General features: G+C 74.1%; 19 protein-coding genes and 1 riboswitch. Of the genes, 12 read left to right on the top strand and 7 right to left on the bottom strand.

The genetic code is table 11. From position 1 onward, the window contains the following. Nucleotides 1–245 precede the first annotated feature (245 nt). A complete protein-coding gene (locus ABUL08_RS26240) occupies nucleotides 246–3,116 on the top strand; it encodes an alpha/beta fold hydrolase (RefSeq protein WP_350932683.1) in 2,871 nt (956 codons plus the stop codon). Beyond that, nucleotides 3,116–4,003, top strand: coding sequence for an ABC transporter permease (locus ABUL08_RS26245; protein ID WP_350932684.1), 888 nt, complete (start codon nucleotides 3,116–3,118; stop codon nucleotides 4,001–4,003). The genes ABUL08_RS26240 and ABUL08_RS26245 overlap by 1 nt, the downstream gene beginning before the upstream one ends. Nucleotides 4,004–4,058: 55 nt before the next feature. Here the strand turns inward: ABUL08_RS26245 and ABUL08_RS26250 are convergent, their stop codons facing one another. Then, nucleotides 4,059–4,772 carry a hypothetical protein gene (locus tag ABUL08_RS26250; RefSeq protein WP_350932685.1) on the bottom strand — a complete coding sequence of 238 codons (714 nt, stop codon included), beginning with the start codon at nucleotides 4,770–4,772 and terminating at the stop codon, nucleotides 4,059–4,061. Between the two features lie 148 nt (nucleotides 4,773–4,920). Here ABUL08_RS26250 and ABUL08_RS26255 point away from each other — a divergent pair, with 148 nt between their 5' ends. Further along, the gene (locus tag ABUL08_RS26255) at nucleotides 4,921–5,367 is read left to right on the top strand and encodes a DoxX family protein (RefSeq protein ID WP_350932686.1); all 447 of its coding nucleotides are present in this window, start codon (nucleotides 4,921–4,923) and stop codon (nucleotides 5,365–5,367) included. 65 nt (nucleotides 5,368–5,432) lie between these two features. Here the strand turns inward: ABUL08_RS26255 and ABUL08_RS26260 are convergent, their stop codons facing one another. Continuing rightward, the gene (locus tag ABUL08_RS26260; protein ID WP_350932687.1) at nucleotides 5,433–5,738 is read right to left on the bottom strand and encodes an ArsR/SmtB family transcription factor; all 306 of its coding nucleotides are present in this window, start codon (nucleotides 5,736–5,738) and stop codon (nucleotides 5,433–5,435) included. 90 nt (nucleotides 5,739–5,828) lie between these two features. Between ABUL08_RS26260 and ABUL08_RS26265 the strand changes: the two genes are divergently transcribed. From ABUL08_RS26265 to paaN, 4 genes are all read left to right on the top strand, one after another. Next, entirely contained in the window at nucleotides 5,829–6,800 is a 972-nt protein-coding gene (locus ABUL08_RS26265) for a DMT family transporter (protein WP_350932689.1), read from the top strand. A gap of 197 nt (nucleotides 6,801–6,997) precedes the next feature. Further along, a riboswitch (SAM riboswitch) is annotated at nucleotides 6,998–7,129 on the top strand. Nucleotides 7,130–7,141: 12 nt separating this feature from the next. Beyond that, nucleotides 7,142–8,431 (top strand): threonine synthase, encoded by a 1,290-nt coding sequence (gene thrC, locus ABUL08_RS26270; protein WP_350932690.1) that lies wholly within the window; start codon nucleotides 7,142–7,144, stop codon nucleotides 8,429–8,431. Nucleotides 8,432–8,797: 366 nt separating this feature from the next. Beyond that, entirely contained in the window at nucleotides 8,798–9,817 is a 1,020-nt protein-coding gene (locus ABUL08_RS26275; RefSeq protein ID WP_350932692.1) for a GNAT family N-acetyltransferase, read from the top strand. A gap of 52 nt (nucleotides 9,818–9,869) precedes the next feature. Further along, a complete protein-coding gene (gene paaN / locus ABUL08_RS26280; RefSeq protein ID WP_350932693.1) occupies nucleotides 9,870–11,543 on the top strand; it encodes a phenylacetic acid degradation protein PaaN in 1,674 nt (557 codons plus the stop codon). 53 nt (nucleotides 11,544–11,596) lie between these two features. Here paaN and ABUL08_RS26285 read toward each other — a convergent pair whose 3' ends face one another. After that, on the bottom strand, nucleotides 11,597–12,127 hold the full coding sequence (locus ABUL08_RS26285) for a GNAT family N-acetyltransferase (protein ID WP_350932694.1): 531 nt from the start codon (nucleotides 12,125–12,127) through the stop codon (nucleotides 11,597–11,599). A gap of 223 nt (nucleotides 12,128–12,350) precedes the next feature. Between ABUL08_RS26285 and ABUL08_RS26290 the strand changes: the two genes are divergently transcribed. The 3 genes from ABUL08_RS26290 to groL all read left to right on the top strand — a co-directional run bounded on the left by ABUL08_RS26290 (nucleotide 12,351) and on the right by groL (nucleotide 15,669). After that, nucleotides 12,351–12,554 (top strand): cold-shock protein, encoded by a 204-nt coding sequence (locus tag ABUL08_RS26290; protein WP_350932695.1) that lies wholly within the window; start codon nucleotides 12,351–12,353, stop codon nucleotides 12,552–12,554. Between the two features lie 112 nt (nucleotides 12,555–12,666). Further along, a complete protein-coding gene (locus ABUL08_RS26295; protein ID WP_350932696.1) occupies nucleotides 12,667–13,767 on the top strand; it encodes a hypothetical protein in 1,101 nt (366 codons plus the stop codon). A gap of 279 nt (nucleotides 13,768–14,046) precedes the next feature. Then, complete coding sequence (gene groL, locus ABUL08_RS26300) at nucleotides 14,047–15,669, top strand: chaperonin GroEL (RefSeq protein WP_350932697.1); 1,623 nt, start codon at nucleotides 14,047–14,049, stop codon at nucleotides 15,667–15,669. An 83-nt stretch (nucleotides 15,670–15,752) separates the two neighbouring features. On the opposite strand, the gene ABUL08_RS26305 is transcribed toward groL, so the two are convergent. From ABUL08_RS26305 to ABUL08_RS26315, 3 genes are all read right to left on the bottom strand, one after another. Continuing rightward, nucleotides 15,753–15,992, bottom strand: coding sequence for a hypothetical protein (locus ABUL08_RS26305; RefSeq protein WP_350932698.1), 240 nt, complete (start codon nucleotides 15,990–15,992; stop codon nucleotides 15,753–15,755). 90 nt (nucleotides 15,993–16,082) lie between these two features. After that, entirely contained in the window at nucleotides 16,083–17,018 is a 936-nt protein-coding gene (locus ABUL08_RS26310; protein WP_350932699.1) for a GNAT family N-acetyltransferase, read from the bottom strand. Nucleotides 17,019–17,062: 44 nt separating this feature from the next. Continuing rightward, nucleotides 17,063–19,564, bottom strand: coding sequence for a S8 family serine peptidase (locus ABUL08_RS26315; RefSeq protein WP_350932700.1), 2,502 nt, complete (start codon nucleotides 19,562–19,564; stop codon nucleotides 17,063–17,065). 77 nt (nucleotides 19,565–19,641) lie between these two features. Between ABUL08_RS26315 and ABUL08_RS26320 the strand changes: the two genes are divergently transcribed. Continuing rightward, entirely contained in the window at nucleotides 19,642–21,459 is a 1,818-nt protein-coding gene (locus tag ABUL08_RS26320; protein WP_350938847.1) for a glycerol-3-phosphate dehydrogenase/oxidase, read from the top strand. A gap of 86 nt (nucleotides 21,460–21,545) precedes the next feature. Then, complete coding sequence (locus ABUL08_RS26325) at nucleotides 21,546–22,064, top strand: hypothetical protein (RefSeq protein WP_350932701.1); 519 nt, start codon at nucleotides 21,546–21,548, stop codon at nucleotides 22,062–22,064. A 10-nt stretch (nucleotides 22,065–22,074) separates the two neighbouring features. Here ABUL08_RS26325 and ABUL08_RS26330 read toward each other — a convergent pair whose 3' ends face one another. Beyond that, nucleotides 22,075–23,475, bottom strand: coding sequence for an FAD-binding oxidoreductase (locus tag ABUL08_RS26330; RefSeq protein ID WP_350932702.1), 1,401 nt, complete (start codon nucleotides 23,473–23,475; stop codon nucleotides 22,075–22,077). Nucleotides 23,476–23,497: the final 22 nt, after the last annotated feature.

Consider the following 23,497-nt stretch of genomic DNA (forward strand, 5'->3'; position numbering starts at 1 on the left):
TCACTTGGCGCGATGTCACATCATGTCCATCCGGCGGGCACCCTGTGTTCCCCCGGCCGGTCGAGATGGGGACATCGATGGCGGTTTGCGAAGGTAGATGTGAATTCACGTGATCCGAATTCATCTCGCTGGGACGCGCTGGACCTTGCGCGGTCGATCGGACTCGCGCACCCGATCGGCGCAACCGGACAGCCGTACGGCGGATCTCAGGCAACGCTCAGCTTGCGGCCCGTACCGTGTGCCGCATGAGATCACCGCTGTCGGCCGCGCGGGTCCGGCGTGCCCTCGCCACCCGCCGACGCCGCGTCGTCGCGGCCTCGGCGGTGCTCGTCCTGGCGGCCGTCGCCGTCGTCTGGGCGACCCGCCCGGGGCAGCCGGCCTTCCGCACCGAGTCGGCGACGGTGACCGTCCGCTCCGGGCCGGACGGCAACGAGCCGGTCGACCTGGACACCACGCTCTATCTGCCGGCGGACGCCTCCGCCGGCCGCAAGGTGCCGGCGGTGCTGCTGGGGCACGGCTTCGGGGGCACCAAGGAGTCGGTCCGCTCCGACGCGGAGGACCTGGTCGGGCGCGGTTACGCGGTGCTCGCCTGGAGCGCCCGAGGCTTCGGCCGCAGCGGCGGTCAGATCCACCTGGACAGCCCCGACTACGAGGTGCGGGACGCCCAGCGGCTGCTCGACCGGCTGGCCGCCCGCCCGGAGATCCGTACCGACGCACCCGGTGACCCCCGGGTCGGCGTGGTCGGTGGCTCGTACGGTGGCGGGCTGGCCCTGCTGCTCGCCGCCCAGGACCCCCGGGTCGACGCGATCGTCCCGATGATCACCTGGAACGACCTGTCCCGCGCCTTCCTGCCGGAGAGCACCGGGAAGGCGCCCACCGAGGGCGTGTTCAAGAAGGGCTGGGCCGGGATCTTCTTCGGCAGCGGCGGCAGCGCCGGCTCCGGCCCGGCCGGCGTCTCCGGCGGCACCTCCGGGCAGCCGGAGGGCGCACCGGCGTCGGCCGGACCGCCCAGCCCGCAGCCCGGAGCGGGCCCCGGCACCGGCTCCGGTCGCGCCCCCGGTGGCGCCGCCGACCCGTCCTGCGGCCGGTTCGCCGCCGACGTCTGCGCCGCGTACCTGCGGATCGCCACCACCGGGCGGGCCGACCAGGCGGCGGTGGACCTGCTGCGCCGCTCCTCGCCGGCCGGCGTGCTGGACCGGATCAAGGCGCCCACCCTGCTGGTGCAGGGAGAGGCGGACACCCTCTTCCCGCTGGCCGAGGCGGACGCCAACGCGCGCGGCATCGCCGCGGCCGGCACCCCCGTACGGGTCGCCTGGTTCACCGGCGGACACGACGGCGGGTCCGGGCCGACCTCCGACTCGGACCGGGTGAAGTTCCTGACCGCGCAGTGGCTCGACCACTACGTCAAGGGCGACGGCCCCGCGCCGGGCGACGACTTCACCTTCTCCCGGATCGCCGGTTTCGACGCGCTCGACCGGGGCCTCGTCGCCACCGGCTACCGGACCGCCGACTATCCGGGCGTCACCGGGGAGGGCCGGCGTGAGGTCGAGGTCACCGGCCCGGCCCAGACCGTCGCCAACCCGCCCAACGGCAACCCGGCCGCCATCTCCTCGGTGCCCTTCGCCGGGGCGCTCGGCTCGCTGCTGGACGGGGTCGCCGGCGACATCCCCGGACAGCACGCCCGCTTCGAGTCCGCGCCGCTGGACGACGCGGTCGACGTGGTCGGCTCGCCGACGGTCCGGATCCGCGCCGCGTCGGCGACCGGCGAGGCGGTGCTCTTCGTCAAGCTCTACGACGTCGACCCGCAGGGCGCCGCCACGCTCCCCGACGGCCTCGTCGCGCCGGTCCGGCTGACCGGCCTGCCGAAGACCGTCGACGCCGCCGCGCCCGTCACGGTCACCCTGCCGGCGATCGTCCGCCGGGTCGAGGCCGGGCACCGGCTGCGGGTCGTCGTGGCCACCTCCGACCAGGCGTACGCGGGCCCGGCCGAGCCGGCCGTCTACACCGTCGCCCCCGGCGGCGGGGCGCTGACCCTGCCGACGGTCGACGGCGAGCCCATCCCCACCAGCGCCACCGTCTGGCGCTGGGTGCTGGTCGGGCTGCTCGCCGCGATCGCGGTCGGGCTCGTCGCGGTCGTCCTGGTGGCGCGCCGCCGGCGTGGTCGCCAGGACAGCTCCGTGCACCCGGAGTACGCGGGCACCCCGCTCGCCGTCCGCCGGCTCCGCAAGGAGTACGCGGACGGCTTCGTCGCCGTCTCGGAGGTGGACTTCGAGGTGCACCCCGGTCAGGTGGTCGGCCTGCTCGGCCCGAACGGCGCCGGCAAGACCACCACCCTGCGGGTGCTGATGGGGCTGACCCAGCCGACGGCCGGGGAGATCTATGTCTTCGGGCACCGGTTGGTGCCCGGCTCGCCGGTGCTGTCCCGGATCGGTGCGCTGGTGGAGGGGCCGGGCTTCCTGCCGCACCTGTCCGGGCTGGACAACCTGAAGGCGTACTGGCGGGCGACCGGGCGGCCCTGGGACGACGCGCACTTCGACCAGGCGTTGGAGATCGCCGGCCTGGGTGACTCGGTGCACCGGCGGACGAAGAACTACAGCCACGGCATGCGGCAGCGGCTCGCCATCGCGCAGGCCATGCTCGGCCTGCCCGAGTTGCTGGTGCTGGACGAGCCGACCGACGGCCTGGACCCGCCGCAGATCGCCGAGATGCGCCGGGTGCTCCAGCGCTACGCCACCGACGGCCGGGCGGTGCTGGTCTCCAGCCACCTGCTGGCCGAGGTGGAGCAGACCTGCACCCACGCGGTGGTGGTGAACAAGGGGCGGATCGTGGCGTCCGGCCCGGTCGAGGAGATCGTCGGCGAGTCGCCGAGCGTGCTCTTCGACGTCTCCGACCCGGCCGCCGCCCGTACGGTGCTGGACCGGCTGCACGGCGTCCGGGTGCTGCCCGACGGCGAGGGCGGCCTGGTGGTGGACACCAACGGCACCCCGCGCAGCGACGTGGTGGCGGAGCTGGTGCGGGCCGGCATCGGGGTGGACCGGGTGGTGCCCCGGCGCCGCCTGGAGGACGCGTTCCTCGCCCTGGTGGGCGAGAACTCTCGGGGAAGTGGGGACCGGTGATGGGGCAGTCGTCCGCGACGGAGACGGTCGGTCCGGGTGGGGCGGCGATCGGCTACCGGCCGTCGGCCACCATGCCCTTCGCGGCGGAGTTCCGCCGGCAGGCGTCGCGGCGGCGTACCCAGCTGGCGCTGGGGTTCATGGTGCTGCTGCCGCTGATCATCCTGGTGGCGTTCCAGTTCGACTCCGGCAACGACGACAACAACGGGCGCAACGAGTTCGGCAGCCTGGTCGACCTGGCCACCTCGGGCGGGCTCAACTTCACCCTCTTCACGATCTTCGTCTCGGCGGGGTTCCTGCTGGTCGTGGTCGTGGCGCTGTTCTGCGGGGACACGGTGGCCAGCGAGGCGAGCTGGGGCAGCCTGCGCTACCTGCTGGCCGTCCCGGTGCCCCGGGCCCGGCTGCTCACGGTGAAGCTGGTGGTGGCGCTCGCGTACTCGGCGCTGGCGCTGCTGCTGCTCGCCGGCACCGCCCTGCTCGCCGGCACCCTCCGGTACGGCTGGTCGCCGCTGCGCAGCCAGGTCTCCGCGGAACTGGCCCCGACCGAGGGGCTGCTGCGGCTGCTGGCGGTGCTCGGCTATCTGGCGGTCGTACTCCTGGTGGTGGCCGGCCTGGCGTTCCTGCTCTCGGTGGCCACGGACGCCGCGCTGGGCGCGGTCGGCGGTGCGGTGCTGCTCTGGATCCTCTCCAGCATCCTGGACCAGATCACCGCGCTCGGCGGCCTGCGCGCCCTCCTGCCGACCCACTACAGCAGCGCGTGGCTGGGCCTGCTCTCCACGCCGGTGCAGACCGACGACGTGGTCCGCGGGGCCATCTCGGCGGTCAGCTACGCGACCCTCTTCTGGGGGCTGGCCTTCTGGCGCTTCACCCGCAAGGACATCACCAGCTGAGGTCGGCGGGCGCGGTGGGGCCGGCGCGGACGACCGGCCGTCACCGCCCACGACGTCAGGGGGTGTACGCGGCGTCGGTGTGGCCGACCTCCGTCAGCGCGGTGCCGGTGAGCTGGTAGACCGTGGTCCGCTTGATGTCCAGCTCGGCCATGCTCTTGCCGTCGCTGCGGGTCAGCCAGACCACGGTGGCCTTCTGCCCGCTCACGCTGATCGAGGTGACCGGGTTGCGGTCGCCGAGGTCGACCAGGGTCCGGTAGGCCGGCTTGCCGGCCGAGTTGTGCCAGACCACGACGGTCCAGAACTGTCCGACGCCCCCGGTCCGCAACGTCACCACGCCGACCGCGTCGGCGGCCTTGTCGCCGTCCAGGTCGCCGATGCCGCAGGGCTTCTGCAGCTCGACGCTCGCCCCGTCCTCGCCGTTCCAGATGCCGTCGAGCAGCGGGATGTAGTCGGGGTAGCCGTTGAACTTCACCTTCGCGCTGCCGACGTGCGCCCCGGCGAGCTGCTTGCAGGTGAGCGCCGGCACGGTGGCCGGCACCGGCTTCGGGGCGGCGGCCTTCGTGGTGACTACCGGCGCGGCCGTGGTGCTGCTCGGTGTGGCGTCGGGGGTGGTCGGCGTGGCGTCGGAGGTGGTCGCGGCGGCGGTCGGGGTGTCGGCGGGCGGGGTGACCGTGGTGACCGCGGAGGCGACCGGGCCGGAGTCGCCTCCGCAGGCGGTCAGCAGGCCGACCAGGGCGAGGGTCGCGAGGCTCGGCAGGGTCCGGCGCATGGGCAGGGGGTCCTCTCTCGGGGAAGGTGCCCGCACCGTACTGAGCCGGTGCCACCGGGGCGACCTCCCATCCACAAGGAATCTATTAACTTCTATGTCTGCGTGCCCCATGATGGGAAGTCCATTCATCCCCATCAATGGAGGCACCATGAGTCCCGATCGGCTGAACGGTCCGACCCTCTCCCTGTACCGCATGGTCGTCGGCCTGCTCTTCCTCTGCCACGGCCTCTCGTCGCTGCTCGGCGTCCTCGGCGGCAACCGGGGCACCGGCCACGCGGTGCCGGCAGGGCAGTGGCCGGGCTGGTGGGCGGCGCTGATCCAGGCGGTCTGCGGCGCGCTGGTGCTCGTCGGGCTCCTCACCCGCCCCGCCGCGCTCCTCGCCTCCGGTTCCATGGCGTACGCCTATTTCACCGTGCACCAGCCCGAACGGCTGCTGCCGATCCGTAACGGCGGCGAGCCGGCGGTCCTGTTCTGCTGGGCGTTCGTGCTGATCGCGGTGCTCGGCCCGGGCAGTTGGGCGCTGGACGCGGTGCTCCGGCGCGGCCGGACCTCCGCCGGACCCCGACCGGCCCCGCGCTCCTCGGTGCCGGCCTGACCGGCCACGCCGTGCCGCGCTGGGCTCCGGCGGGGAGGGGGTCGTTTCCCGCCGGGGCTCGGCCCTCAGGCGCGGTGCGGTGCGGCGAGGACCGCGTCGAGCAGGCCGGGATAGAGGCGGTCCAGCTCGTCGCGGCGCAGCCGGACGTACCGGCTGGTGCCGGCGACCCGGGTCCGGGTCAGTCCCGCCTCGCGCAGCACCTTCAGGTGGTGACTCCGGGTGGCCTTGGAGATGCCCAGCTCGAAGGTGCCGCAGACGTGCTCGCCACCCCCGGCGAGGGTCCGCACGATCTGCAGCCGGACCTCGTCGGCCAGCGCCGCCAGGACGGCGGTGACCGGTACGTCGCGCAGTTCGGGCTCGTGCAGCTCCATGTGACCAGTGTAACCGTTGTTCGACTTTCGTCGAACAAGCTCCTAGAGTCGGCGTCGTTGGTTCGACGATACTCGAACATTGGAGCTGCGATGCGCTCTCGTCACGCCACCTTCCCGCTCTTCGCCGTGCTCAGCTGGGGCGTCATGTTCCCCGTCCTGGCCAGCGCCCTCACCCGGGTCGACCCGCTCAACCTCACCACCGTCCGCTACCTGCTCGCCACCGCCGTCCTGGTCGCGCTCCTGCTGCTCCGGGAGGGCCCCGGCGCGCTGCGCTCCGGTGGCCGGGCGGTCGAGGTGGTGGTGCTCGGGGTGCTCGGCTTCGCCGGGTTCAACGTGCTCACCAACCTGGCGCTCGGGCACGCCGCCCCGCAGCAGATCGCCCTCTTCGTCGCCACCGTCCCGCTGGTCACCCAGCTGGTCCGCTGGGTGCGCGACGGCGTACGCCCCCGGCCGGCGTTGCTGGTGGTCTCGCTCTTCGCCCTGCTCGGCGTCGGCCTGGTGATCACCCGGGGCCGGCTCGACGGGCTCGGCCAGTTCGGGGTCGGCGGGTTGCTGATGATCGGCGCGGTGCTCGGCTGGGCCGTCTACACCCACGGCGCGAGCCGGTTCGCCGACTGGTCCCCGCTGCGCTACACCACGCTGACCGCGGTCGCCGGCACCGTGACGATGCTCGTCGCCAGCGCCGTCGCCGACCGTACCGGCCTCCAGCACGCGCCCGCCGCCGCCGACCTCGTCGCGGTCGCCCCGCAGCTGGCGTACGCCGTGCTGGTCGCCGCCGTGCTCGCGGTGCTCGCGTGGAACACCGGGGTCCGGCGGCTGGGTGCGGCGGACGCCGCGCTCTTCATGAACCTGGTCCCGGTGACCACCTTCGTGGTGCAGACCGCCCGCGGCTACCGCCCCGGCGTGGTGGAGCTGGTCGGCGCGGCCCTCACCATCGCCGCCCTGGTCGCCGCCAACCTGGTCACCCGCTCCCGCCCCGCCGCCCCCACCCCGGCACCGACCCCCGCCGCGGTCACCGACCGCCCCGCGGTGATCGACCCGATCGCCCTCGTCTCCCGCTGACCCCCCACCGCCGTGGGCGGGGCCGGCACTTTCCCGGAAAGAGTGGCCTCCGTCGGCCCGGAAGCCCCTCTTTCCGGGAAAGTGCGCGCTTGCGGGGTGGGGGGGTGGGGGTGCGGGGTGGGTCGGGTGGCTCACAGCGTGGGATCCGCGCGGGGCGGGGGCGGGGGAAGTGCTTAGACTCGGCGGTACAACTGCATACCTCATCCAGAGGGGCTGAGGGATACGGCCCGACGACGCCCCGGCAACCACCCGCACGCTCGACGACGAGCCGCGCGGGCAGGTGCCAATTCCGTCCCCGCCGCAGGGTGCGATGCGGGGAAAGATGAGAGGACCTCCTCGACATGACGTCGACGCTTCCCGCCGCCCCCGGCATCGACACCTCCCTCAGCCCGGCCCGCGCCCTGGTCTGTCGCGCCTGTTCCGCGCGCTACCCGCTCGCCGCCCAGCACGCCTGCTACGAGTGTTTCGGGCCGCTGGAGGTCGACTACGACACCGCCGCCCTCGCCACCGTCACCCGCGAGCAGATCGAGGCCGGCCCGAACAGCATCTGGCGGTACGCGGCCCTGCTCCCGGCCGGTCAGGACCCGGCCACCCGGGTGACCCTCGACCCGGGCCTCACCCCGCTGGTCGCCGCCCCGCACCTCGCCGCCGAGCTGGGCATCACCGCCCCGCTCTGGGTCAAGGACGACAGCGCCAACCCCACCCACTCGTTCAAGGACCGGGTGGTCTCGGTGGCGCTGACCGCCGCGCGGGCGCTGGGCTTCACCCGGTACGCCTGCGCCTCCACCGGCAACCTGGCCAACTCGGTCGCCGCGCACGCCGCCCGGACCGGGGCGCCGTCGGTGGTCTTCATCCCCAGTGACCTGGAGCAGGGCAAGGTCGTCACCACCGCCGTCTACGGCGGCGAGCTGGTCGCCATCGACGGCTCGTACGACGACGTGAACCGGCTCTGCGGTGAGCTGGTGGAGACCGACGAGTTCGAGGACACCGCCTTCGTCAACGTCAACGTCCGGCCCTACTACGCGGAGGGTTCGAAGACCCTCGGGTACGAGGTCGCCGAGCAGCTCGGCTGGCGGATCCCCGCCCAGGTGGTGATCCCGATGGCCTCCGGCGAGCTGCTCACCAAGATCGACAAGGCGTTCGCCGAGCTGGTCGAGATCGGCCTGGTCGAGGCGCCGGCCGGCGGCTGGAAGGTCTTCGGCGCCCAGTCGGCCGGCTGCAACCCGATCGCCACCGCGCTGCACGCGGAGACCGACACCATCACCCCGGTCAAGCCCACCGGCATCGCCAAGTCGCTGAACATCGGTGACCCGGCCGCCGGTCTCTACGCGCTGGAGGCGGTCCGCCGGACCGGCGGTTGGATGGAGTACGCCGACGACGACGAGATCCGCGCCGGCATCCGCGACCTGGCCCGTACCACCGGCGTCTTCGCCGAGACCGCGGGCGGTGTGACCGTGGCGGTGCTGCGCAAGCTGGTCGCCTCGGGCCGCCTCGACCCGACCGCGGAGACCGTCGTCTTCAACACCGGCGAGGGCCTCAAGACCCTCGACGCCGTGGCCGCCGAGGTCGGCCCCACCCACCGCATCAAGCCCTCCCTCCGCGCCGCCCGCGACGCCGGCCTCCTCACCTGACCTCCCGCCCCACCCTCGGGTTGTCGATCAAGAAGTTCGCGTCGCGGAGGGGTCGATCCCTGACGCGAACTTCTTGATCAACTCGGCCGGGTGGGGGAGGGTGGGATCGCCCGGACGGGGGATCGGGCGCATCGGGGGGTAACTGGCGATTCGCTGTGAGTGCCGAAAACCCACCGGTAAGGACTTGACGACAGGATTCGGACGGCGCAAGATGCTCCGTGCGGGAGGGCGTTTCGCCGGAGACTTTTCAAGTTCTTACGACCCAACGCCGGAGGCGTTGTGCGATCGTCCCTCCCGACCAACGTCGCCATCGGGGCCAGCGAAATTCGCTGGCCCCGATCGCTGTTTGCGGCCACCCTCGCTGCCATGAGCATCACGATCGCGCCGTTCGACGCCGCCGACCAGGCCGCGATCGACGAGGCGTACCGGATCGGCGCGGCGGCCAACGAGGTCGACGTGCCAGACTTCCCGCCGTTCTGCCGGCAGCGCTTCGAGGCTGGCGTCCGCCACCCGATGCCGGGCGTCGCACCGCGCTGGTCGCTGGCCCGGCTCGACGGCGTACCGGCCGGGTATCTCCGGCTCGACCTGCCGCAGCTCGACAACACCGAGAACGCCACCGCCGAGCTGGTGGTGCATCCCGGGCTGCGGCGGCGGGGCGTCGGCCGGGCCCTGCACGAGCACGGGCTGCGGGTGCTGCGCGAGGACGGCCGCAAGCGGGTGGCCTGGATGACCGTCTCGGCGCTGCCGGGCGGGAGCGCCCGCTCCGAGGCGGGCGACGCGTTCTCCGCCGCGACGGGTGCCCGGCCGGTGCTCGCCGAGGTGCGCCGCCGGCTCGACGTCGACCGGCTCGACGCCGCGGCGCTCGACGCCCTGGCCGCCGAGGCCCGCCGGCACGCCGCCGGCTACCGCACGGTCCGCTGGCAGGGCGACACCCCCGAGGAGTACGCCGCCGACGTGGCCTACCTCGACGGCCGGCTGATGACCGACGCCCCGCTGGGCGACCTGGAGTGGGAGCCGGAGCAGGTCGACGTGGCCCGGCTGCGGGGCACCGAGCGGGCGCTGGACGCGCGGGGCCGCCGCCGCTACCACCACGCGGTGCGGCACGAGGAGTCCGGCCGACTGGTGGCCTGGACCATGATCGACCTCGGTCCGAGCGCGGACTGGCACGCGTACCAGCAGATCACCCTGGTCGACCCGCCGCACCGGGGACACCGGCTCGGCCTGTTCGCCAAGATCGAGAATCTGCGGTACGTGCGGGACCACGAGCCCGCCCTGCGCGCGATCGACACCTGGAACGCCGCCGAGAACCGGCACATGGTCGCCATCAACGAACAGCTCGGCTTCCGACCCGTCGACACCTGGACGGACTGGCAGTTGACGATCTGAGATGTGACACGGGCCTACTGATCCTGGGGGTTCCTGTTGCATGATGGCGGACATGACGGAGACCCCGCACCCCCTGTACGACAGGCACGCCGACACCCTGAACCGTGCGCTGACCGCGATCACGGAGCGGGGCTACTGGTCCGCCTACCCGGAGTCGCCCAGCCCCCGGGTCTACGGCGAGACCGCCGCCGCCGACGGGAAGGCCGCCTTCGAGGCGTACCTGAACGGCGACTTCCCGCTGGACCAGCCGACGGACGGCGACACGGTCGCCACCGAGGCGAGCCCGTTCGGGCTGGCGCTGGACGTCCGCTATCCGCACGCCTCCGCCGACCAGCTGGTGGCCGCCGCCTCCGCCGCGCTGCCGGCCTGGCGCGACGCCGGCCCGCAGGCCCGGGCCGGGGTGTGCCTGGAGATCCTGGACCGGCTGCACAGGAACGTCTTCGAGCTGGCCAACGCGGTGCAGTTCACCAGCGGCCAGGCGTTCGTGATGGCCTTCCAGGCCGGTGGCGCGCACGCGCTGGACCGCGCGCTGGAGGCCGTCGCCTACGCGTACGCGGAGATGACCCGGCACCCGGGGACGGCCGGCTGGGAGAAGGCCGCCGGCAAGGGCGACCCGCTGCGGATGACCAAGACGTTCCACGTGGTGCCGCGCGGCGTGGCGCTGGTGATCGGCTGCAACACCTTCCCGACCTGGAACTCGTACCCGGGCCTCTTCGCCTCGCTGGTCACCGGCAACCCGGTGATCGTCAAGCCGCACCCGCGCGCCGTGCTGCCGCTCGCGATCACCGTGAAGTACGCCCGCGAGGTGCTCGCCGAGGCCGGCTTCGACCCGAACCTGGTGCAGCTCGCCCCGGAGGCCCCCGGCGAGAAGCTGGCCTCCACGCTGGCCCTGCACCCGGCCGTGAAGATCGTCGACTTCACCGGTTCCACCGAGTACGGCGACTGGCTGGAGGCGAACGCCCGGCAGGCCGCCGTCTACACCGAGAAGGCCGGCCTGAACACGGTGGTGATCGACTCCACCGACGACTTCGCCGGGCTGTGCCGCAACCTGGGCTTCACGCTCACCCTCTACAGCGGCCAGATGTGCACCACCTCGCAGAACATCCTGATCCCCCGGGACGGCATCTCCACCGACCAGGGGCACAAGAGCTTCGACGAGGTGGCCGCCGGGATCGCCGGCGCGGTCGGCAAGCTCACCGCCGACCCGGCCCGTGGCGTCGAGCTGACCGGCGCGATCGTCAACGACGGTGTGCTGGAGCGCCTCGACGAGGTCACCAAGGTCGGCGAGCCGGTGCTGGAGTCGCGCACCGTCGCGCACCCGGCGTTCCCGGGCGCGGTGGTCCGTACGCCGACCATCGTCAAGCTGGCCGCGGACGACACGGCGACCTACTCGCGGGAGTGGTTCGGGCCGATCTCGTTCGCCATCGCCACCGACTCGACCGCGCACAGCCTGGAGATCCTGCGCGCGACGGTGGGGGAGAAGGGCGCGCTGACCGCGGCCGTCTACTCCACCGACGAGGCGGTGCTGGACGCGGCCGAGGCGGCGGCGATCGACGCCGGGGTGCACCTGTCCTGCAACCTGACCGGCGGCGTCTTCGTCAACCAGTCGGCGGCGTTCTCCGACTTCCACGGCAGCGGCGCCAACCCGGCCGCCAACTCGGCGCTGACCGACGGCGCGTACGTGGCGAACCGGTTCCGCATCGTGCAGAGCCGCCGCCACGTCTGAGCGGTGCGCCGAGGGGCTCCTCCGGTGCCGGAGGGGCCCCTCGCCGTCGTCCGTCAGGCGGTACGCCGCATCTGGAGTTCACGCAGGGCGGGGATCCTCGGGTGCGGGACGCGTACGCCGGTGTCGGTGAAGCCGAGCCGCTGGTAGGCCCGGTAGGCGCGGTCGTTGCCGACCACGACCTCCAGCATCAGCTCCGGCCGGCCGCACCGCCGGGACCAGGCGGCCACCGCCTCGACGAGGTCGCCGAGCAGCCCGCGACCCCGCCAGGCCGGCGTCAGATAGACCGCGTAGATCACCGTCAGGCCCGGCTCGTCGGGTGCGGCGATGCCACCGGCGTGCCCGACGAACCGGCCGCCGGGGTCGGCGACGAACTGGGCCGTACCGGTGCCGACGGAGACCGCCGCGACCCGGGCCGCGTACTCGGCGTGCGGGCGGGCGGCGGCCTCGGCGACCGTCTCCAGGAAGGCCAGCGGCGAGTCGGCGAGCATCTCCAACCGCAGGGCCCGCATCCGGGCGGCGTCGGCGGGGCGGACCCGGCGCACGGTGGTCGTCCGGGTGGGCGTGCTGGCGGTGGCGCTGGTCATTCCGCATGCATACTCCAGGGACGGCTGTCCATGTCGTACCGGGCGCGGAACCTGGCCGGAATGTGACCGATTTGGGGTCGTGCGTCGTCGTCACGCCTCGTGTAGCGTGCGATTTCGGTCACCGAATTCAGCGGCCGTCGCCGATCGCCGAAACGGTGATCCGGTCGCGGCCCCGGCGCGCGTCCGAGCAGGTGGAACGCCGCGCAGAGTGAGGAAGTGCACCGTGGCACAGGGCACCGTGAAGTGGTTCAACTCGGAAAAGGGTTACGGCTTCATCGCCGTCGACGGCGGGCAGGACGTGTTCGTCCACTTCTCCGCGATCGAGATGGACGGCTACAAGGCACTGGACGACGGCCAGCGGGTCGAGTTCGAGATCACCCAGGGGCAGAAGGGCCCGCAGGCCGACCACGTCCGCGTCATCGCCTGATCCGGCGCCGCCCGTCCGGCGGCGTCTCCACCCGGGGGATCCGGGGCTGCGGTGCGGGTGCGCACCGGGGAAGATCATGAGCCGTTCCAGCCATCGCTGCTGAGGAGGGTCCATGTCCGACCAGCCCCCGTCGGGTCCCGCCGAGCCGGGGCCGTCCGGTGCCGGCCTGCCGGCCGACCCGACGTCGCCCCCGCCACCGGCCGCGGATCCGGCCGCCCTCCCGCAGCCCGACCACCAGGGGTACGCCCCGTCGGGCGGGCAGCCCGGTGCGGCGTACCCGGCCCCGACGCCGGGGTGGGGCTGGCCGGCGTACCCCGGTTCACCGCCGATGCCCGGCCAGGCGTACGCCTGGCCTCCCGCCGGGGCGGGCTGGGACCCGGCGGACCCGCTGGTCACGCCCCCGCACGCCGGGATCGGCGGCTGGTTCTCGCGGCTCGGCGGCGCGCTGCGGCGCGGCTGGCGGTCGCTGCTGCCGATCGTGCTGCTCACCCAGGCGGTGCCCGGCGCGGTGGTCTCCGTGCTCGGCCTGGCCCTCGCGCCGACCGGCGAGCCGACGACCGGGGCGGACGGCGCACCGATCCTGCCGGAGGGCTACCTCCGGGAGATGCTCACCTTCTATGTCACGGTGCTCGTCGCCGGCCTGCTGCTCGGCCTGGTGCAGAACCTGGGGTGGGCCGCGGGCACCTGGGTGGTCACCCGGCAGGCGGCCGGCGAGCCGGCCGGCACCGGGGCGGCCCTCCGGTACGGGCTGCGCCGCGCCCTCGGGCTCTGGGGCTGGTCGTTGGTGACCGCGCTGCTGATCACGGTCGGCGTCTGCTTCTGCGTCCTCCCGGGGATCTATGCGGCCTTCGCGCTCGCCCTGGTCGGCCCGGTCTATCTCTTCGAGCGGCAGAACCCGGTCGGTCGCTCCGTCCGGATCCTGCACCAGCGGTTCGGCCCGGTCCTCGGTCGGCTCGCGGTGGTCGCCGCGGCGATCGTCCTCGGTGGCCTGCTGGGCTTCGTGCTGGAGGCGGTCGGTCAGCTCCCGTTCGGCCAGCACCCGTTGGACTCGCCGGGCACGGCGGCCGGCGCGGTCGGGGTCTCCGTCCTGGCGGCCGTGCTGGCGGTCCCGGCCAGCCTGGTGCAGCTCGCCGGTCTGGTCCTCACGTACGCCGAGCAGCGGGCGTACGAGGGCCCGGTGAACGCCGCCCGACTGGCCGCGGAACTCGGCTGACCCGGGCCATCGTGCTTGCACTCGGCAAGGGAGAGTGCTAAACCTGTCATTGGCACTCGCATACCGTGAGTGCCAATGGTCGGGGCGGTAGGGCCACGGCCGCGCGGGCGTCTCGATGGCGCCCGGGTGGCACATGGCCGGTCGTCGCGGGCTGTCCGGCCCGACCGAGGAGGACGTCGTCGTCGCCAGGTGGCGACGTCCCCAAGGTGCGTACACCAGGCGGCCCATCCGGGGCACAACACTCGGGTGGCCCGTGAGTGTCCAGGAGGACAACGCCGTATGGCCAAGATGATCGCGTTCGACGAAGAGGCGCGCCGCGGCCTCGAGCGGGGCATGAACCAGCTCGCCGACGCCGTGAAGGTGACGCTCGGCCCCAAGGGCCGCAACGTCGTGCTCGAGAAGAAGTGGGGTGCCCCCACCATCACCAACGATGGTGTGAGCATCGCCAAGGAGATCGAGCTCGAGGACCCGTACGAGAAGATCGGCGCTGAGCTGGTCAAGGAGGTCGCCAAGAAGACCGACGACGTTGCCGGTGACGGCACGACGACGGCGACCGTCCTGGCCCAGGCCCTGGTCCGTGAGGGCCTGCGCAACGTGGCCGCCGGCGCCAACCCGATGGCCCTGAAGCGGGGCATCGAGGCTGCCGTCGCCAGCGTCTCGGAGGAGCTGCTCAAGCTCGCCAAGGACGTGGAGACCAAGGAGCAGATCGCCTCCACCGCCTCCATCTCGGCCGGTGACAACACCGTCGGCGAGATCATCGCCGAGGCGATGGACAAGGTCGGCAAGGAAGGCGTCATCACCGTCGAGGAGAGCAACACCTTCGGCCTGGAGCTTGAGCTCACCGAGGGTATGCGCTTCGACAAGGGCTACATCTCCGCGTACTTCATGACCGACCCGGAGCGCATGGAGGCCGTCTTCGACGACCCCTACCTCCTGATCGTCAACAGCAAGATCTCGTCGGTGAAGGACCTGCTCCCGATCCTCGAGAAGGTCATGCAGTCCGGCAAGCCGCTGCTGATCATCTCCGAGGACATCGAGGGCGAGGCCCTGGCCACCCTGGTCGTCAACAAGGTCCGGGGCACCTTCAAGTCCGTCGCCGTCAAGGCGCCGGGCTTCGGTGACCGCCGCAAGGCCATGCTCGCCGACATCGCCATCCTCACCGGTGGTCAGGTCATCAGCGAGGAGGTCGGCCTCAAGCTGGACGCCGTCACCCTCGACATGCTGGGCCGCGCCCGCAAGGTCGTGGTGACCAAGGACGAGACCACCATCGTCGACGGTGCCGGTGACGCCGAGCAGATCCAGGGCCGGGTCAACCAGATCCGGGCCGAGATCGACAAGAGCGACTCCGACTACGACCGCGAGAAGCTGCAGGAGCGCCTGGCCAAGCTGGCCGGCGGTGTCGCGGTGATCAAGGTCGGCGCGGCCACCGAGGTCGAGCTCAAGGAGCGCAAGCACCGCATCGAGGACGCCGTTCGCAACGCGAAGGCCGCCGTCGAGGAGGGCATCGTCCCGGGTGGTGGCGTCGCGCTGGTGCAGGCCGGCAAGACCGCCTTCGACAAGCTGGACCTGACCGGCGACGAGGCGACCGGCGCGCAGATCGTCAAGATCGCGCTGGACGCCCCGCTGCGGCAGATCGCCGTCAACGCCGGCCTCGAGGGTGGCGTCGTCGTCGAGCGCGTCCGCAACCTGGACGCCGGGCACGGCCTCAACGCCGCCAGCGGCGAGTACGTCGACCTGCTGGCCGCGGGCATCATCGACCCGGCCAAGGTGACCCGGTCGGCGCTGCAGAACGCCGCCTCCATCGCGGCGCTCTTCCTCACCACCGAGGCCGTCGTGGCGGACAAGCCGGAGAAGACCCCGGCCGCCCCGGCTGGCCCGGGTGGCGGGGAGATGGACTTCTGAGTCCAGCTCCACCGAACGCCGAAAGGGGCGGGCCGCGTCAGCGGTCCGCCCCTTTCCGTCCCTGTCGCCCCGGCAGGGACGGCTCAGCCCGGCAGCCGCCGCTGGTTGCGTCGCTTGTGCGAGCGGTCGTACGGCGGTGGCGTGCCGACCGGCTCGTCGACCAGTTCCAGCGGCTCCTCGGCGGCGGACGGGTCGACGTCGGTCAGCTCGGCGCGTTGTTCGGCGTCGCCGTAGTCGAGCCGGTCGAACGGCACCCGGGCGGTGACCTCGCCGACCGGTGGCCAGCCCGGCTGGTCGTCGGCCTCTTCGTCGTCCGTCGTCATGGCTGCCTCCCTCTACGCAGCACCGTAGGGGGCCGTCGATGGCCGACGCGGGAGAATGGCGCTATTGGCGTCTATGTCCTTTTTGCGCCTTCAGCCCGCCGCAGGGTCGCCGATCGGCTTCCGGTAGAGCCAGAACACGCGCTCGATCCGGGCACCCGCGCTGCCCGCATAGAAGGGCACCGGCCCCACCCAGCCGATCTGCGCCGACCCGTGGCCCGCGGCGGCCTGGTCCCGCAGGCAGCGGCGCAGCAGCACACCGCCGATCCCCGAGCCCTCGGCGGCCGGGGCGGTGCCCATCGGGCCGAACCAGCTCGGCCGCGACGACCCGTACGCGGCGAACCCGAGCAGCTCACCGTCCCGCTCCGCCAGGTGCGCGCCGGCGTCCGGTCGGCCCAGCGAGCCGGCCAGCTCACCGTCCCACGAACCACCGAAGGCGGACCGGGCGAAGGCGGCCAGCGCCGGCAGGTCCGCCGGCTCGGCGCGGCGTACCGTCACGCCCTGGTCGGCCAGGCGGCGCTCCGCGGCGTCCGTCGGCCGCAGCGCCGCGGAGCCGGCCGCCAGCTCCGCCGTCATGTTCCAGGCGGTACGGTCCTGCCGGTAGCCCAGCCGCAGCGCCGCGCAGACCGCCGGGGTGTAGCGCACGTCGATGCCCGGCCAGGCGTAGTACGGCGGATTCCCGGCCAGCAGCAGCTCCACCGCGCCGAGCCCGGCGAGCCGCCGTTCCGCCTCGGCCAGCAGGGCCCGCCCGACGCCCCGCCGCCGCTCGGCCGGCGCGACCGCCACCAGGTCGACGTGCCCGAGCCGCCGGTCCGACTGCGCGACCGACCCGATCAGCACCCCGACCAGTTCCCCGCCCCGGGCTGCGCCGACCAGGACCACCGGCCGGTCCGCCGCCGCCCGGACGGCGAGGGTCTCCACCATCGCCGACGCCTCCGCGGCGTCCTCCGGCAGGTCCAGCGCCCGCCGGCACAGCTCGACGACGGCGGGGAGCCGTTCGCGGTCCAGTTCGACGATCTCCACGTCCATGGTGGCCGACCCTAGGTCATCCGACCCGCCCGACGGTCACCACCTCAACCCCGGGCGGCGCGGACGGCGGCGTACGCGTCGACGAGCCCCGCCCCGGTGAGGTCGGCGTCGCCGCCGCAGCGGTTCGCGCCCGGCGGGACGCCGGCCGGGGTGGCGGTCTCGCGCAACAGTCGACGGGTCCGGTCCAGGTCGCCGACCAGCGCCGGGTTCGCCGACCACATCAACGCCACCACCCCGGCCACCTGCGGAGTGGCCATCGAGGTGCCGTCCAGGGTGGCGTAGCCGCCGCCGGGGAAGGCCGAGAGCACGTCCGCCCCCGGGGCCACCAGGTCCGGCTTGGCGAGCCCACCGGTCGCCGGCCCCCGGCTGGAGAAGCGGGTGAGCTGCCGCGCCCGGTCCACCGCGCCGACGGTCAGCACGTCCGGATAGGGCGCGGGCGGGTCCGTCACCGACCCGCAGTACGGGCCGGTGTTGCCGGCGGCGACGACCACCAGGATGCCGGCGGCGGCCAGCGCGGCGGTGGCCGGCCGGAGCGCCCCCGCGTCGCAGCCCTCGATCGGCGGGCAGCCCCAGGAGTTGGTCAGCACGTCCGGGGCCCGTTGCGGCCGACCGTCGGTGAACGGGTCCCCACCGGTCGGGAAGGGCGCCAGCATGAACTGGAGGCAGTCGAGGTAGTGGGCCGGGCTGCCCAGGTTGCGGTCCAGGTTGACGCAGCCGACCCAGCGGGCACCGGGTGCCACCCCGATGCCGTCGCGCCCCACCGCGCTGCCCACCGTGTGGGTGCCGTGGCCGCCCCGGTCGGTCGGCGTCCGGGTGTGCGACCAGGGGTCGTACCAGGAGTCGTCGCCGCCCCGGAAGCCGTCGGCCAGCGCCGGGTGCCGCCCGTCCACCCCCGAGTCGGAGCTGCCGACCACGACACCGGAGCCGGTGACACCCAGCTCGTTCCAGACCCGGTCGGCGCCGATCAGGGAGACGTTCCAGGCCGGACCGGTCGGCGCGGGCCGGTTCCCGCGCGCCGGTGGGGCCGCCGCCGGCAGGGGGCGCAGCCGCTGGTCGACCAGCACCCGGGCCACCTCGGGACGCCCGGAGAGCCAGGCCCGCACCGCCGGCCCGCCGTCCGTCGCGATCGCGTTCACCAGGTAGTACGGCGTCGGGTGCAGGTGCAGCCGGGTCAGCTCGCGGCGCAGGTCCCCCTGGGTCCGGTCCGCCGTCCCGACGAGTCGCCGGTACACCTCGGCCGCCCGGGCGTCCCGACCGGCCCGCCCCGGCACCCCGGCCGGTACGCCGCTCAGGTCGGCCTGCTCGCGGAGCACCACCAGCAGCCGTTCCCCGTACAGGCCGGGCTGACCGGGGACGACGTGGACCACGACGACGGCGGCGAGCAGCGCGGCGGCGGCCAGCGCGGCGACCCGGCGGCGCGGGGCGGCGGCGCGGCGGCGGGCCAGCAGGACGGCGTACCCGACGGCGAGCAGCACCGCGACGGCGAGCGCGACGCCGGTCGCGACGGCGACCCAGAACGGCACGTCGCGGGTGGTGGCCAGCAGCAGGGTGACCTCTTCCGGGTCGACCAGGGCGAGCGGCCCCAGCAGGCCGAGCCCGACCAGCCAGCGCACCGGGGTCGGGCCGGCCGGGCCGCCGGAGCGCAGGGCCGCCGCGTGCAGCGCGGCCAGCACGACACCGAGCGGAGGCAGGACGAACAGCGCCGGCAGTTGCGCCCCGGACTGCCCGGCACCGGCCGCCACCAGCACCAGGACCACCCCGGCGACCAGCCCACCGACCAGCACCAGCCGGGCCGGCCGAGGCGGCGCGCCGACGGTGAAGTGCGCCCAGAGGGCGGAGTCGAGCAGCACCCCGGCCAGCGCGCCGAGCGCGGCGGCGGCGAGCGCCGCGAGCAGCGTCTCCAGCAGGCCGCCCAGCGCGCCCACCCAGGCCCACGGCAGCAGCAGGGCCAGCCCCGCCGCGACCGCGAGCAGGGTCACCGGGCCGACCCGCCGCCGGCCGCCGGCTGGCCGGTCGCCCCCGGGCCGCCCGGCCCCGACGCTGTCCGTCGCCGGCTCGGCCACCGCCGCCGGACCACTGCTCGGGTCGACCGCCCGGCCCGGACCGGCGGTGGGGCGGCGGCGGGTCAGCCGGGCGAGGACGACCGCCAGCAGCGCCCCGGTGCCGGCGAGGGCCGCCAGGTACGCCTCCTGGTGCACCGGCGGCACGACCCGCAGCAGGGTCAGCGCGCCCGCCGCCAGCGCACCGGCCAGCCACACCCGGCCGACGGCCCGGACCGCCGGTGCGCGGGGGAGCAGGGCCAGGGCCAACGTGGGCGCACCCACCAGCAGCACGGTGCCCAGCGCCACCAGCGGCCAGGTCGCCACCGCCCGGCGCAGCCCGGCCGCCAGCACCGCCTGGTCGACGGCCCAACCGACCACCTGACCGGACACCGTCACCAGCACGGTCCAGCCGCCGACCAGCACCGCCGCCACCACCGGCCACGGGCCGGTCCCGCCGGGTGCGGGGGCGGGCGGACCGGCGGGCGGGCGGGGACCGATCTCCATGCGATCACGGTACGGCCGGACGAGACATGTCGCTGCCGCGCCGGGACGGTTACCGTGGACGGGTGCGCGACCCCAACGTGTCCCGATCCGCAGCCGGCCAGCTCTCCATCGCCCGCCGCGCCGACGACCTGCGCCGCCTCCGCGCCGAGCGGTTCGACGTGCTGGTCATCGGCGGTGGGGTGACCGGGGCGGGCGCCGCGCTCGACGCCGCCTCCCGAGGGCTCAAGGTGGCGCTGGTGGAGGCCCGCGACTACGCCGCCGGCACGTCCAGCCGGTCCAGCAAGCTCATCCACGGCGGCCTGCGCTATCTGGAGCAGTTGGAGTTCCACCTGGTCCACGAGGCGCTGACCGAGCGGGGGCTGCTCGCCACCCGGCTCGCGCCGCACCTGGTGCGTCCGGTGCCGTTCCTGGTCCCGCTCCCGGCCGGCCGGGGGCTGCGTGACCTGCCGATGCGGCTGTTCCGCCGCTCCTACTACGGGGCCGGGGTGGCGACGTACGACGCCTTCGCGGGGATCTTCGGCGGCGGGCGGGGCATGCCCCTGCACCGGCACCTGACCCGGGAGGGCGCGCGTCGGATCTTTCCCAGCCTCCGCCCCGACACCCTGGCCGGCGCGATCCGCTACTACGACGGGCAGGTCGACGACGCCCGGCTGGTGGTGACGCTGGCGCGCACCGCGGCCAGCCTCGGGGCGACCGTGGTGACCAGCGCGCGGGCCGTCGGCCTGATCCGCCAGGCCCGCGAGGTGACCGGGGTCCGGGTCCGCGACCTGGAGGCCCCCGCCGGCTCCCCGGACGCCGAGTTCGAGGTACGCGCCCGCACCGTGATCGCCGCCACCGGCGTGTGGAGCGACGACATGTCGCGGATGCTCAACGACGTCGGGCTGCGCCCCGGGGTCCGGGTCCGGGCCTCCAAGGGCGTCCACCTGGTGGTGCCCCGCTCGGCGATCACCGGCGAGACCGGGCTGATCCTGCGTACGGCGTCCAGCGTGCTCTTCGTCATCCCGTGGGGCGGGCACTGGATCATCGGCACCACCGACACCGACTGGCGGCTGGACCGCAGCCACCCGTCGGCCACCGCGAAGGACATCGACTACCTGCTGGAGCAGGTCAACACGGTGCTCGACCGGCCGCTGACCACGGCCGACATCGAGGGCGTGTACGCCGGGCTGCGCCCGCTGCTGGCCGGCGAGGCCGACTCCACCTCCAAGCTGTCCCGGGAGCACGCGGTGGTCGAGCCGATGCTCGGGCTGCTGCTGGTGGCCGGCGGCAAGTACACGACGTACCGGGTGATGGCCTCGGACGTGGTGGACCGGGCGGTGCACCGGCTGGGCTGGACCCGCCCGTCGCGCACCGCCGACCTGCCGCTGCTCGGCGCCGACGGGTACGCGGCGATGTGGCGGGACCGGGCCGACCTGGCCCGCCGGCACGCGGTCCCGGTCGGTGTGGTCGAGCACCTGCTGGAGCGGTACGGCACGCTCACCCGGGAACTGCTCGCCCTGATCGAGGCGGATCCGCTGCTCGGCTCGCCGCTGGCCGGCGCCCCGGAATACCTGGCCGCCGAGGTGACGTACGCGGCCCGGGCCGAGGGGGCGCTGCACCTGGAGGACGTGCTGACCCGGCGTACCCGGATCTCCTTCGAGACCAGCCACCGCGGCCTGGAGTCGGCGGAGCACGCCGCCGAGCTGATGGGCGCGGTGCTCGGCTGGGACGAGGCGACCCGGGCCCGCGAGGTGGCCCACTACCGAGCGCGGGTGGAGGCCGAACGGCAGTCGCAGCTGATGGTCGACGACGTCGCGGCGGACGCGGCGCGGCTCGGTGCCCCCGACGTCCGCGGCTTCGCGGCCGACCGGGGTGTCGACGACGACAGCGTCGAACTTCCGTCCTCCTCCCGGTGACCGATCCGCCGTCGCGCTGCTCGGTGATCACCGTCCGGCCGTCCGGCCGGTACCGGGTTCCCGAGCGGTGAGATAGGTTCCCCTGCGTGGTTCGCCCTTCCTGGACGCGTCTCATCCCTTTCCCCGCCGCTGCCCTGCTGATGGTCGCCCTCACCGGCTGCTCGCTGCTCGACCGCGCGGAGGGGTCCACCGCGAAGACCGGGACAGCACCCACCGGTGGGGCCTCGGCGGCGGCCGGTGCCCGCCGGGTCGGGCTCCTGCAGAAGGTCGGTGCGGACGGCGGGGTCCGGGCGCTCTGGGTGGAGCCGGACGGGAAGTGGGACTGCCAGGACTGCGCCGGTGACGGGGTGAACTCGACCGGCCAGCTCACCCCGGAGCAGACCCAACGGTTGCAGCGGATGGCCGCCGACCCCGGGCTGGCGAAGGAGACCGACCAGGCGCGCGGCTACAAGCTCTCCTGCATCGACACGCTGACCTCGACGCTGCTCATCCCGCCGGGGCTCACCATCACCCAGCAGGACTGCCCGGGCGAGGAGCGGCCGGCGGTGGCCCGGGAGATCCTGCTGCTGCTCACCCAGGCCACCCCGGCCGAGGTGAAGGGCTGAGCGGTTCCGCTCAGAGCATCTTGCCCGGGTTGAACAGGCCGGTCGGGTCGAGCGCGGCCCGGAGCGCCTGGTGCACCCGGACGCCGACCGGGCCGATCTCCCGGGCCAGCCAGTCGCGCTTGAGCAGCCCGACCCCGTGCTCCCCGGTGCAGGTGCCGCCGAGTTCCAGCCCCAGCCGCATGATCTCGTCGAAGGCCCGTCGGCCGCGCGCCACGCTGGCCGGGTCGGCCCGGTCGACCACGATGTTGGGGTGCATGTTCCCGTCGCCGGCGTGCCCGACCACGCCGATCGGCACGGCGCACTCCTGCGCGATCCGGGCCACCCCGTCGAGCAGCGCGGCGAGCGCGCCGCGCGGGACCGCCACGTCGTCGATCACCAGGCCGCCGTTGCCCTCGGGGAAGGCTGCCGCGGCGAACTTCTCCATCGCCGGGTGGGCCAGCCGGCGGGCCTGGAGCAGGGCCGCCGCCTCGACGGCGTCGGTGGCCGCGTAGACCTCGTCGGCGCCCGCCGCCGTGCAGACCTCGGCGATCCGGGCCAGGTCGTCGGCCGCCCGGGAGCCGGTGTCCACGGCGGCCAGCAGCAGCGCCTCCGCGTCGGTGCGCAACCCCATCGGCTGGTACGCCTCGATGGCCGCCAGATGGGTGCGGTCCAGCAGTTCCAGCAGGCTGGGGCTGAGCCCCCGCTCGGCGATCCCGGCCACGGCGGTGCCGGCGGCGGCGGTGGAGGGAAAGACCGCCACCAGGGTCAGCGACTCCTCGGGGGCGGGGCGCAGCGAGACGGTCACCTCGGTGATCACGCCGAGGGTGCCCTCGGAGCCGACGAAGAGCCGGGTCAGGTCGTACCCGGCGACGCCCTTGGCGGTCCGCCGGCCGGTACGCAGCACCTCACCGGAGGCGAGCACCACCTCCAGGCCGAGCACGTACTCGGTGGTCACGCCGTACTTGACGCAGCACATGCCACCGGCGTTGGTGGAGACGTTGCCGCCGATGGTGGAGGACTCCCAGGAGCCCGGGTCCGGCGGATAGTAGAGCCCCTGCTTCGCCACCGCGCCGGCCAGCGTGGCGTTGACGACGCCCGGCTGCACCACGGCGATCCGGCTCACCGGGTCGATCTCCAGGATCCGGTCCATCGCCACGGTGCTCAGCACCACCGCCCCGTCGACCGCGTTCGCGGCGCCGGCCAGCCCGGTCCGGGCTCCCTGCGGCACCACCGGTACGCCGTGCCGGGCGGCCGCCCGGACCACCGCCACCACCTCGTCGGTGCTGCGTGGCCGGGTGACCACGAGCGGCGTACCGGCCTCGCAGAGGTCGGCCTCGTCCCGTTCGTGCAGCCGGAGCAGGTCCGGGTCGGTGAGGACGGCGGTGTCGCCGAGGGCGGCCCGCAGGTCGTCGAGGAGGGGGCTGTCGGCCATGCGGGAAGGCTAGGTCGTCGCC

This window comes from Micromonospora sp. CCTCC AA 2012012 (assembly GCF_040499845.1).
Lineage (GTDB): Bacteria > Actinomycetota > Actinomycetes > Mycobacteriales > Micromonosporaceae > Micromonospora > Micromonospora mangrovi.